Genomic DNA, 11,596 nt, shown 5'->3' with positions numbered 1-11,596 from the left:
TTTTTTATGCTTGGATTATATTACAGAAAATTCAGTTTAATACGATGCGTTGAATTATTTTAATGCGACGCTAGTGACCATATTCATATAATTTATTAGCAAGCCAGGCAATTGCATGTGCTGGATGACCAAGCGCAGCAGCTCCCGCACCAGTTGCGATAAGCTCGTCATTTTTATAAAGTGCCATGCTCGTTGTGCGCAAATCGACTTGATTGATTGTGAGCATGCTATCGCCCATAACGACCTTTGCAGATGAACCATTATCCGCTACTGTGTCTACTAGTTTTATTTGCCAATCTTTCACACGACTATCAATGATCTCAATTGTGGGTACGATGTATTTCGTTGCGAGCAAAACGTCTACATACGTAATATTTGGTCCTACTAAATCTTCTGCAAGTATAAAGCCGATTTCTGCTTCGACCTTTGGGGAAAGCATGGAATTTACTGACACGAGCGCACCGTCTTTAAGCTCCATATCATCAAATAAATGCCCATAATCTGGTTCATCGACATTTAGCATTTTTTGCATGGCGACACTTGTGAGTCCTACCTTTTTCCCAATGATTTTTCTACCTTCTGCAAGCTTCATTTGCACCATTTCTAGCTGAATTTGATAAGCATCCTCTACCGTTAATTCACCATCACGCTCACTTAAAGGCGCTACCCCTTGACACAATTTCTCTGCAGCTAGTAATTCCTTTGCCAATTGCCTATTTTTAACTTGCACTAAAAACCCTCCCGCTTCTCACATAAGCAAAAGGTGAGCAACACTGTCACCTTTCGCTGTTATTATTTTTTAATCGTAATGGTTTTGGCTTCTGTATAAAAATCAAAGCTATGACGCCCACCTTCTCGACCAATGCCACTTGCCTTTGCTCCCCCAAATGGTGTTCGTAAATCGCGTACATACCAGCAATTAACCCAAAGTAAACCGCTGTGGATACGCGATGTTACACGCTGTGCTCGTCTCAAATCATTCGTCCATACGACCCCGGCTAAGCCATATATCGAATCATTCGCAATTTGAACAGCCTCATCCTCTGTTTTAAATGGAATCATTACAGGCACAGGTCCAAAAATCTCTTCTTGTGCCACACGCATTTTATTATCAACATCATAAAGAATGGTTGGCTCATAGAAGTTTCCTTGTTCCATCCCTGCCACTGCTTTGCCTCCATATGCTAGCTTTGCTCCTTCAGCAAGCCCAATTTGCACATAATCATCAACCGTTTGCATATGATTTTTGGAAACTAATGCGCCCATATCTGTTGACTCCTCCAATGGATTGCCAACTTTTATTTGCCTCACAGCTGCCGTAAATTTCTCTAAAAATTGGTCATATACGCCTTGCTGTACAACAATACGAGAGCCTGCTAAACAAATCTCACCTTGGTTTCGATAAATTGCTTCAATTGAGCCAGCAACTGCTTCATCTAAATCAGCATCATCAAAAATAATATTCGCTGACTTCCCACCAAGCTCTAAGGAAACGGGAATTAACTGTTCAGCCGCATTACGCATAACGGTTTTTCCTGTATTGGATTCGCCAACAAAGGAAATTCTGCGCACGAATGGATGTGTTGCCATAACCGTTCCTACGGTATGACCTGGCCCTGTTATAATATTTAATACGCCTGGTGGCAACCCAGCCTCATTCGCAATTTGCCCTAACATTACCGCACTTAATGGCGTGTAGGAAGCAGGTTTTACAACAACGGTATTGCCTGCCGCTAAAGCAGCTGAAACTTTCCATGTCATTTGCATAAACGGTAAATTCCATGGAATGATTAGGCTTGTGACACCTGCTGGTGCATACTGAACATAGGACATATGGTTTGGCATATCATAATGCTCATGCACCATGTACTTTGCCATTTCAGCAAAAAAGCGAAAATTAGCAGCAGCACGCGGAATATCAAATCCGCGGCTTTCCTTAATCGGCTTCCCTACATCTAATGTTTCAACAAGCGCTAGTTGCTCTACCTTCTCCAGAATTAAGTCTGCCATTTTGCATAAAATCCGGGCTCTTTCTTCGACAGGCATTGCACTCCATCGTCCACTAGCAAATGTACGCTGCGCTACTTCAATGGCACGCTTTACATCCGCTTCCCCACCATTTGCGACGCTAGCTAACTTTTTATTTGTTGCTGGATTGATTGAATCAAAGGTTTCGCCAGAAAGCGCATCGACATATTCACCATCAATAAAAAGCTTTGCATTTTGGACGGTTATCTTTTCAGCTACAATTTCTTGTGTCATCCGCTTCCCTCCTAGTCCTCTATTTCAACAATGATTTCAATTTCAATTGCCGTGTTGTTTGGTAGCTGTGCCATTCCAACTGATGAACGACCATGCCTCCCTCTTTCACCAAACACTTTGTTAATTAAATCAGATGCGCCATTCATTACTTGCGGATGTTCGATAAAATCTTCTGTACTATTTACCATTCCTAGTATTTTTACAAATTGCTTTACTTTACTTAGCTCACCAATTTCCGCTTTCACAACACTAAATAAGTTAAGCATTACTTGCTGTGCTGCTAAATAGCCTTCCTCCACTGTTAAATCTCTTCCTAATTTACCGTGGTATTCATCGACACCTTGACCAGCTGTAAACAATAAATTTCCAGTTCTAACACATCTCACATAATCTCCCCATGCAGGTCTTAATGCAGGCAATTCAAGCCCTAGTTCTTTTAACTTTTGCTCTGGTGTGCTCATGACTCTAGCCCCTCTCCTATTTTTATATTTAAGAAAGTCAGTGCATTTTCACCTAAAATTGCCTTTTTTTGTTCATCAGTCAGCTCTAGCGTCTCATCCACTACTTTTCCTGGTGGGATTTCTCTTAATAAAAATGGATAGTCTGATCCCATTACTACTTTTTCAAAGCCAAAACGATCAATTAAAAGCTTCAAATTCAATGCATCATAATTAAGTGAGTCAAAATAGAAACTTTTCGCGTAATAACTAGGTGGCTTTGTTGTTTGCCGTAAATGAGGCCATACATGCCACCCTTGATCTAAACGTGGAAGGATAGAAGGAAATGATCCACCACCATGCGCAAAGCAAATCTTTAGCTTAGGGAATCGCTCCATCACACCACCAAGAATTAAACTCGCAGCAGCCAAGGCTGTCTCACTTGGCATTCCCACAGTGTACATAAAATTATGACGTGGCATTCGTTCTGTGCCTAATGTTTCCCATGGATGAATAAACAATGGTACTTCCCAGCGCTCAGCCATTTCGAAAAATTTCGTAAAGGCAGGATCATCTAAGTTTTTTCCATTAATATTTGTTCCAATTTCAATCCCTTTTAACCCTAGCTCCTGTATACAGCGTTGCATTTCTCGTATAGATACCTCCACATTCTGGAGCGGGACAGTACCTAGTCCAATAAATCGATTAGGATATTGCTTCACTGTATCGGCTATAAAGTCATTTTGAACTTTTGACATTTCCTCCGCGGCTATTGGCTCCGCCCAATAAGAAAACGTCACTGGAATAGGAGATAATACTTGTATATCCACACCTTCTGCATCCATATCCTGAATTCTTTTTTGTGGACTCCACACTTGATCTGTTACTTCACGAAAAACCTTACCCGCAACCATAATATTCGCTCCACAGGAACAGGTTTTTTCCAATACAGGCCAGCGCTCGCCATCAAATCTCTCGATAAAATTAGGTATATCCTCTGGAATAATATGTGTATGAAAATCTACTCGCATTGCCATAAACCTACTTCTTCTGGCATGATATGACCACAATTTTTACATGTGCACAATTCTAAGCTGCTGTTAAACTGCTCAATACCACCTTTTACTTGTGTTTCAATATCCGTTAATTGCACACGGTTGCGATGCATTTCATGATTGCAAGCATCACAGAACCAAACGAAATCCTCTAGCTCTCCGTGATCTCGTTTACGCTCAATCACTAAGCCATACGTATCTGCAATACGATGCGGGGAATGTGGCACCATCGCTGGCAACATGAATACTTCCCCTTCCTTAATTGTGATGACTTCACGCTTTCCTTCATGATTAATAATTTCTACAAAGCAATCACCTTTCACTTGGTAGAAAAATTCATCTGAAGGGTCAACATGAAACTCTCGGCGACGATTTGGTCCACCAATCATCATGCAAATAAATTCAGAATCCTCCCAAAGCACCTTATTATTAACAGGTGGCTGTAGTACATCTTTATTTTCCTCAATCCACTTTAATAAATTAAAAGCCTTCAATGTATTCATTGTTGTTTCTGTCATAATCATAAAACCTCCAATTTTTTATTGTTTCGATGATACTTCCTCTACGAACAATCGACTTTTATAAAAATCAAGAAAATGTAAGATGTTTCCCCCTTTTACTTGTCATACTTGAGCTCTACGACTACTATAATCAAATTGCCTTTAAGCTAAAATCCGATTATTTCACATGCTGAAATTAGCGAAATATTCTTATTATTTTTTTGAAATAATCAACAACTAAAAAAGTGCAGGCAAAGCATCTTGTCATTTGCTTTGTCTACACTTTGCTATTTTTATTCCACATTAATAAACAAGGATAGTTGGGTACAAGCTATCAATCCATAGAGATCAAGAAACCCCTCTTGATTGAAGCTTCACCTTATCAATTACGCCTTGGCGTAATTGCGTCGCACCACCTAAAGAGGTGGGCGTTTTCTACTGAATCATGATAAATCAATATAGCCTAGCTTTCTTGAAATAGACTTTGCTGTATTCATTACACTTTGAATCATTCTGTTGCGATCATTGCCTTGCATATACGAGATTGGTCCTACTAAATTCACTGCCGCAATAATTTCACCCGCATAAGAAAAAATAGGTGCTGCAACCCCGTACATTCTATCTGAGTTTTCATTATTGCTGACGGAATACCCTTTTGTCCGTACACCTTGCAATTCTTCCTTTAACTTTCGAATATCTGTAATCGTATTTGGCGCCTCACTCGACAGCCCCTCAGTAATGGTTTCTTTAAAATACCTTGAATTATAGGCAAGTAATACTTTGCCAGCGCTAGTTGCATAGGCTGGTTTCCTTGAGCCAACATATGTTTGAATAGGCACGGACTCCTCTGATGTCATTCTTAACACAAACACGACAGTTCCTTTATCAAACATAGCAATATGAACAGTTCCTCTATAGCACTGTATTAATTCCTTAACTAATGGCATCGCTTTATCGTAGACATCTTGCTGAAACATCACATGATTATTCCATTCTAGCAATCTCCAGCCAAGGCGATATTTCTTTCTATTATCTTTAATCAAAACGCCTTCATGGCAAAGCGTAGTAACTAAATGATGGGCTGTGCTAATATTCATATTGAGCTTATCAGCAATTTCTCCAACCCCAAGCACAGGCTCTTCATTTGAAAAACAGCTAATGATTTGACAAGCTTTTTTTACAGATTCAATAATCATCAGAACCCACCTACTTATCATTTTTTCATTTCAAACCGAAAGCTAGTTGTACGATTTTTAAAACTACTGCTCCTTGTCACTTACAATCTTTTTTCCGTTAGCCTTTTTCCAAAGGAAGTAGCAGATTGTAATAAAGATTAACCATGGGAACCCTAGTGTTAACGTCGCTCTAAAATCGGGTGAAAACCATGTAGAGAGTACAACGGTAGCAAGTAAAAGCGCTCCAAAAATCGTTAAATACGGGTAGCAGATCATTCTGAGGCGATAAGTATTTATTCGTAGCAGGCGCACCGAATGACAGCTTTAGTAATACAGAGTATAAAAGCTACCTGTATTCAGGCGCTCAGTTAGCTTATGATGTCTCAGATCCAACAAATCCTAAGCTTTTATCTACTTGGTGGGTTCCGGGTCAACGTGTAGGAGAAGAAGCTGACTACAACAAAAACCCTCGCGCTGGTAACAAAACAAGCTGGATGGGTTCCAGAATGCCATTATTTATCCCTAAGCCTGTTGAAGAAGGCGGAAAATATGGCTATGCAGCAATGGGCGGATTTGGTTTCTGGGTCATCGACATATCTGATCCAGCCAATATGAAAGCGGTTTCTCATATTGATATGCCGATGAGTGTTAGTGGTACAGAGGGTGACAATATTGATGTAACAAAGGTCGAAACAACGGGTATGGTTTACTTTAGCGGTTATCCATTAGGAGAAGATTGTCATGAGCCTTATAAAGATATTTATGCAATTGATGTAAAAGATCCTTATAACCCAAAAATCGTCACGACTCTTGAACGTCCAACACCACCTGAGTCAGCACCATTTACTGACTATTGTCAGCGTCGTGGTAGCTTTGGTCCAAAACGCAGTGGCTATGCAACAATCAATCCTGGAGAACCAAGTCAGCGCTTTATGCCTTATGCATTCTATAATGCGGGTGTTCAAGTATTTGATTTAGCCGATCCTGAAAACCCAACAATTGAAGCATATTTCGTACCAAAAATGTCTGGAGATATTCCAAATGAAGATGGAGAAACGACGCGTCCAAGCGACCATTCCAACCCAGTACATGGCATTTTCGTTGAATGGGATCGCAATTTAATTTGGGCATTTTCTAATCACGGCATGTACGTCCTGTCCTCCCCATTACTAGGTGAGCCAATCATCGGACTACCAAAAGAAGAGGAAGAGAAGGAGCAAGACCTTTAATTATGAGAGAAGGGCTATCAGATAATGTTTTTCCTGACAGCCCTTCTCTATTATATTGTTTGAAAATGTTTTGCTAACACTGTATTGCGTAAGCTCGCCGCAATAATTACACCTAATATCGCACCGATTGCACTCGAGATGAAAAAGGCTGGCATAAAAGCAAACGCTGCGACAGATGTACCCATTAGTATTTTGGCATATGGAACAGCAACTAATGACGCAATAATACCTGTGCCAATAACTTCACCGACACCAGCTAACCATGCTTTATGACTGTATTTATAAGCCATTGCAGCTAAAAAGGCTCCTATAACACTACCAGGAATCGCCAGCAATGAGCCTGTCCCTGTAAAAATACGTACTAAAGCTGTAACAAAAGCTATAATTACTGCTGGCACTGGCCCTAAAAAAATAGCACTTACAACATTGACCGCATGCTGAATTGGATAGGCACGGGCTATCCCTGTAGGAATTGCTACAAACATAGAACCTGCTACTGCGATAGCAACAAATAACGCCATCAGCGTTAATTTACGAACTGACATCAACAACACCTCTTTAATTTTTATTTTATTGGCGGTTTGGACGCTTCTATTGGCGCTTAGAGCAATTCTATTGGCGCTTTTCATGAATCTATTGGCGCTTCGCCCTCTCCCAATGAAAAAATGCCGCACCCACTAAAATACAGGGAGACGGCATAAAATGAGCATGTATCATTTAATGTCGCCACTTTCCTACGCTAGTGTAAGCTAGATCAGGTTCAAAGGGTCTATATCGCACAGATACATCTCAGCCTCTCTCAAAGGCTCCCCTAGTGGTGCAAGCAATTTTATTCTATTATTACGAAATTTTTATCTGGCGTCAATACTATAATCCTAAAGATCTTGCATGGCGCGTAATTAAGCGCAAGCCGCGATTTTCCAATTGCGATACAACTGAGTCACTAAATGCTGGCACAGCTAACTCATGTAGCTCTGCTTCAATTGCTGCATCGCATTGAATTGTTGCCAGTTGATGCGATAGCTTTAGCATATCCATATTATCATTAATTTTCGTGCGCTGTGCAGGCTTCAATTCATCGATTGCTGCTAATACTCCTTCAATTGAGTGATATGTTTGAATAAGCTGCAAAGCCGTTTTCGGGCCAATGCCTTTGACACCCGGATAACCATCGCTCGTATCACCCATAAATGCCTTTACCTCTGCAAATTGCTTTGGTGCGATGCCGTATTCCTCACGGAAGCGCTGCTCTGTATACGTATCATATTCAGTATAGCCTTTTTTCGTAAAAGCTAAAGTTGTCGCAGGATTGAGCAATTGCAATAGATCGCGATCACCACTGATGACCGTAATATTCGCATCGCCCTTCCATTTTTCAATCATTGAGCCGATTAAATCATCCGCCTCTAAGCCACTAATGCCGAAGTTTTTCCAGCCAATCAACTGTGATACATCCTTTGCCATATCGAATTGCGGTAACATTTCCTCAGGTGGAGCAGGTCGGTTCGCCTTATAGCCATCGAATAAATCATTGCGGAATGTATGCATCCCCATATCCCAGCATACGGCGACATGTGTCGGCTGCATTAAATTTTGCGCTGTCAGCACATGGCGTGCAAAGCCTTGTACACCGTTTGTTGGCGTGCCATCATCTAAGCGAATATATTGGTTCATTGCCGCAGAGGCGAAAAATGAGCGAAACAATAATGCCATACCATCAACAATGAGTAAATGTGGTTTTTCCATATGTATTCCTCCAGTCACTTACTAGTATAACATGGAATAAATCTAAAAAAAGCTGCTCGTCTCCTTTGCGAACAGCTTCTTCCTAAATAATTAAGGCATTAAATATTGCGCAATTTTCTCGACATCTTTATTGAAAACACGGTCCTCTGTAATACCCGCTGCAATCTCACGAATTTCCTGCCATTTTTCATGTAGCTTTGGTGCCATTTTTTCCACACCTCGATACTCAACAGCTGTCGCTGCGCAAAATGCTTCAATTGCTAGTACACGGCGCGTATTCGCAATAATATTATAGGCATGACGTGCGCCTGTTGTTCCCATGCTGACATGATCCTCTTGGTTAGCAGAAGACGGAATCGAGTCGACAGAGGCTGGATGTGCTAATGTTTTATTTTCTGATACAAGGCTAGCTGCCGCATATTGTAAAATCATTGCACCTGATTGCAAACCTTGATGTGCACTTAAAAATGCTGGTAGCCCCTCACTTAATGCTGGGTTTACTAAACGCTCAATGCGACGCTCTGATACATTTGCTAATTCCGATACGCCGATTTTTAAGAAATCCATCGCAAAGGCAATTGGCTGTCCGTGGAAGTTACCGCCTGAAATGACGATATCCTCTTCATCGAAAATTAATGGGTTGTCCGTTGCTGCATTCATTTCGATTTCTAGCTTTTCTTTCACGTAATTTAATACTTGCCAGCTTGCTCCATGAATTTGTGGAATACAGCGTAATGAATATGGATCTTGAACGCGTAGTTCACCTTGTGCTGTCATTAGCTCACTACCTTCAAACCACTCGCGCATACGTGCTGCTACATCGCTTTGCTCTTTAAAGCCACGCACCTCATGTACAGCTGGGTGGAATGCATCTTTAATTCCACGCAAGCTTTCCAATGTTAAGCCGCTAATCCATTCACTCGCATATGCTAGCTTTTCTGCTTCAATATAATTGACAACGCCTTGTGCTGTCATTGCTTGTGTACCATTAATTAAGGCAAGACCTTCCTTTGCCTGTAAAACGATTGGGGCAACATCGTATTTGCTCCACACATCCTTAGCTGCCAGCACTTGACCATCGCGCAACACTTCGCCCTCACCGATTAATGTTAAGACTAAATGAGATAATGGCGCTAGGTCACCTGATGCACCAAGCGAGCCCTGTTGCGGAATTGCTGGATGAATTTTTTCATTAACCATCATTGCAAGGCGCTCTAATACCTCATAGCGAATGCCTGAAAACCCTTTTAACAAGGCATTTAAACGTAGCACTGTCATCGCTCGTGTCACCACTTCTGGGAATAATTCACCAAAGCCACAAGCATGTGAGCGGATTAAATTAATTTGTAATGCGCCAACTTCTGCCTCTTCAATTTTTACGTCGCTAAATTTCCCAAAGCCAGTATTAATACCATACACCGTTTTATCATCGCGTACGATGCGCTCTACATGCTCCCGGCTTTTTAAAACGCGTTGCTTTGCTGCCTCATCAATCGCTATCGTTTCACCTTTATATAAAATCGCTTTCATTTGTTCAATTGTTAAATCACTACCATTTAAAAGTATCATATTGCCATCCCCTTTAATTTGTTTCTCTCCTCATATTATTAGCTAAAAAATAATATTTTTCTAGTCATTTTTTCAGCAAATTCCTTTACTGCAATAGAGCAAAAAAGTAATTTAATATTTCAATATAATTATAATCACTCTGTTTTTTTATCCTATTTTCAAAAAAACTAAAAAGGCGATTGTCTGTACCTATAACCTTTGATGGTCTACTAAAGCAGAGCGATATTTTTCTACTGACAATAAAAACAAATGAATCTTTTTTTCAAAAAAGACAGTATACTATTGATAAGTAGATATAAGAGAGGAGTTTTTTTATGGGTTTATTAAAAGCAGGTATTGGAGCAGCAACAGGTGTTTTAGCAGATCAGTGGAGAGAATATTTTTATTGTGAGTCAATCCCAGCAGATGTGTTAATTACAAAAGGTGTTAATAAACGTGGAAAACGCGGCTTTAACTTTAAAGGTAGCGACAATATTATAAGCAATGGCTCAATTATTGCGATTAATGAAGGACAAGCGATGATTATCGTGGACCAAGGACAAATCGTTGAGTTTTGTGCTGAAGCTGGTGAATTTGTTTATGATACATCGACAGAGCCAAGTATTTTCTATGGAGATTTAAAAGAAAATATTATTGAATCATTTAAGCAATTTGGTAAGCGTGTCGCGTTTGGTGGCGCAGCGCCAAAGGATCAACGCGTTTACTTCTTTAACACAAAGGAAATTCCAGGAAACAAATATGGCACACCGACACCTGTTCCATTCCGTGTCATTGATACAAATATTGGGCTAGATATCGATATTTCCATTCGCTGTAATGGGGAGTATTCCTTTAAGATTATGGACCCTATTCTTTTCTATACAAACGTCTCAGGCAACGTGCAATCGGAATTTCGTCGCGAGGAAATTGAGAGCCAATTACGCTCGGAATTATTAACGGCATTGCAGCCTGCCTTTGCAAAAATTTCAGAAATGGGCATTCGCTACAGCTCTTTACCAGGACGTACAATGGAGCTAGCACAAGCATTAAATGATGTCTTGTCTGAAAAATGGGGTAAATTACGCGGTATCCAAATTATTTCGTTTGGTGTCAATACAGTAAAAGCCTCTGAAGAAGACGAAAAAATGATGAAGGATTTACAAAAAAATGCCGTATTGCGTAATCCAAATATGGCTGCCGCTACAATGATTGGGGCACAAAGCGATGCGATGAAAATGGCGGCACAAAACGACGCAGGTGCCTTCGTTGGCTTTGCTGGAATGAATATGGCGGCACAGGCTGGCGGTGTCAATGCACAGGATTTATTTAAAATGGGGCAACAGCAGCCTACACAAAATGCAACAGCAGGCTGGACTTGCTCATGCGGTGCAACGAATACAGGTAAATTCTGCTCGGAATGTGGAAAGCCACAGCCTCAAGCGACTAGCTGGACTTGCTCATGTGGCACACAAAATGAAGGTAAGTTTTGTAAAGAATGTGGCGCAGCAAAGCCTGCAAATATTAAATGTGATAAATGTGGCTGGCAAGCCGATGGGACAGTACCAAAATTCTGTCCGGAGTGTGGCGATGTGATTGATGCGAACGACCACGTATAAAACAAGGGGGCTTACTTCGCCCCCTTGT

General features: G+C 40.7%; 10 protein-coding genes, 1 pseudogene and 1 riboswitch. Of the genes and pseudogenes, 2 read left to right on the top strand and 9 right to left on the bottom strand.

Annotated elements, in window-relative coordinates:
- Positions 1–79: 79 nt before the first annotated feature.
- The 6 genes and pseudogenes from M3Z76_RS16295 to M3Z76_RS16270 form a co-directional block, all read right to left on the bottom strand.
- Positions 80–730 (bottom strand): annotated as a pseudogene (locus tag M3Z76_RS16295) (2-keto-4-pentenoate hydratase); the annotation flags it as partial.
- Positions 731–792: 62 nt separating this feature from the next.
- The gene (locus M3Z76_RS16290; protein WP_293928855.1) at positions 793–2,262 is read right to left on the bottom strand and encodes an aldehyde dehydrogenase; all 1,470 of its coding nucleotides are present in this window, start codon (positions 2,260–2,262) and stop codon (positions 793–795) included.
- 11 nt (positions 2,263–2,273) lie between these two features.
- Positions 2,274–2,723 carry a RidA family protein gene (locus tag M3Z76_RS16285; protein WP_293928854.1) on the bottom strand — a complete coding sequence of 150 codons (450 nt, stop codon included), beginning with the start codon at positions 2,721–2,723 and terminating at the stop codon, positions 2,274–2,276.
- Positions 2,720–3,736 (bottom strand): amidohydrolase family protein, encoded by a 1,017-nt coding sequence (locus tag M3Z76_RS16280; protein ID WP_293928853.1) that lies wholly within the window; start codon positions 3,734–3,736, stop codon positions 2,720–2,722. Before M3Z76_RS16280 ends, M3Z76_RS16285 begins: the two co-directional genes overlap by 4 nt.
- Positions 3,721–4,257, bottom strand: coding sequence for a 3-hydroxyanthranilate 3,4-dioxygenase (locus M3Z76_RS16275; RefSeq protein ID WP_483310182.1), 537 nt, complete (start codon positions 4,255–4,257; stop codon positions 3,721–3,723). The genes M3Z76_RS16280 and M3Z76_RS16275 overlap by 16 nt, the downstream gene beginning before the upstream one ends.
- Before the next feature lie 440 nt (positions 4,258–4,697).
- A complete protein-coding gene (locus M3Z76_RS16270) occupies positions 4,698–5,447 on the bottom strand; it encodes an IclR family transcriptional regulator (protein WP_293928861.1) in 750 nt (249 codons plus the stop codon).
- 488 nt (positions 5,448–5,935) lie between these two features.
- Here M3Z76_RS16270 and M3Z76_RS16265 point away from each other — a divergent pair, with 488 nt between their 5' ends.
- Positions 5,936–6,658 carry an LVIVD repeat-containing protein gene (locus M3Z76_RS16265; protein WP_293928851.1) on the top strand — a complete coding sequence of 241 codons (723 nt, stop codon included), beginning with the start codon at positions 5,936–5,938 and terminating at the stop codon, positions 6,656–6,658.
- Between the two features lie 50 nt (positions 6,659–6,708).
- Here the strand turns inward: M3Z76_RS16265 and thiW are convergent, their stop codons facing one another.
- The 3 genes from thiW to hutH all read right to left on the bottom strand — a co-directional run bounded on the left by thiW (position 6,709) and on the right by hutH (position 9,973).
- Positions 6,709–7,203 (bottom strand): energy coupling factor transporter S component ThiW, encoded by a 495-nt coding sequence (gene thiW, locus M3Z76_RS16260; RefSeq protein WP_293928849.1) that lies wholly within the window; start codon positions 7,201–7,203, stop codon positions 6,709–6,711.
- A 169-nt stretch (positions 7,204–7,372) separates the two neighbouring features.
- Positions 7,373–7,481, bottom strand: a riboswitch (TPP riboswitch).
- A gap of 44 nt (positions 7,482–7,525) precedes the next feature.
- Positions 7,526–8,404 carry a 5'-3' exonuclease gene (locus M3Z76_RS16255; RefSeq protein WP_293928848.1) on the bottom strand — a complete coding sequence of 293 codons (879 nt, stop codon included), beginning with the start codon at positions 8,402–8,404 and terminating at the stop codon, positions 7,526–7,528.
- Positions 8,405–8,494: 90 nt separating this feature from the next.
- Entirely contained in the window at positions 8,495–9,973 is a 1,479-nt protein-coding gene (gene hutH / locus M3Z76_RS16250) for a histidine ammonia-lyase (RefSeq protein ID WP_293928847.1), read from the bottom strand.
- Between the two features lie 314 nt (positions 9,974–10,287).
- Between hutH and M3Z76_RS16245 the strand changes: the two genes are divergently transcribed.
- A complete protein-coding gene (locus tag M3Z76_RS16245; RefSeq protein ID WP_293928846.1) occupies positions 10,288–11,568 on the top strand; it encodes an SPFH domain-containing protein in 1,281 nt (426 codons plus the stop codon).
- The last annotated feature ends 28 nt before the right edge of the window (positions 11,569–11,596 follow it).

Origin of the sequence: Metasolibacillus sp. (assembly GCF_025291715.1) — a bacterium.
GTDB lineage: Bacteria > Bacillota > Bacilli > Bacillales_A > Planococcaceae > Metasolibacillus > Metasolibacillus louembei.
This window is presented reverse-complemented; position numbering and strand designations above follow the sequence as displayed.

Excerpts from the sequence above, each read along its gene's own strand:
- hutH (WP_293928847.1), bottom strand. The coding sequence starts at position 9,973 with ATGATACTTTTAAATGGTAGTGATTTAACAATTGAACAAATGAAAGCG.
- M3Z76_RS16255 (WP_293928848.1), bottom strand. The coding sequence starts at position 8,404 with ATGGAAAAACCACATTTACTCATTGTTGATGGTATGGCATTATTGTTT.
- M3Z76_RS16290 (WP_293928855.1), bottom strand. The coding sequence starts at position 2,262 with ATGACACAAGAAATTGTAGCTGAAAAGATAACCGTCCAAAATGCAAAG.
- M3Z76_RS16265 (WP_293928851.1), top strand. The coding sequence starts at position 5,936 with ATGCCATTATTTATCCCTAAGCCTGTTGAAGAAGGCGGAAAATATGGC.
- M3Z76_RS16280 (WP_293928853.1), bottom strand. The coding sequence starts at position 3,736 with ATGGCAATGCGAGTAGATTTTCATACACATATTATTCCAGAGGATATA.
- M3Z76_RS16245 (WP_293928846.1), top strand. The coding sequence starts at position 10,288 with ATGGGTTTATTAAAAGCAGGTATTGGAGCAGCAACAGGTGTTTTAGCA.
- M3Z76_RS16285 (WP_293928854.1), bottom strand. The coding sequence starts at position 2,723 with ATGAGCACACCAGAGCAAAAGTTAAAAGAACTAGGGCTTGAATTGCCT.
- M3Z76_RS16275 (WP_483310182.1), bottom strand. The coding sequence starts at position 4,257 with ATGAATACATTGAAGGCTTTTAATTTATTAAAGTGGATTGAGGAAAAT.
- thiW (WP_293928849.1), bottom strand. The coding sequence starts at position 7,203 with ATGTCAGTTCGTAAATTAACGCTGATGGCGTTATTTGTTGCTATCGCA.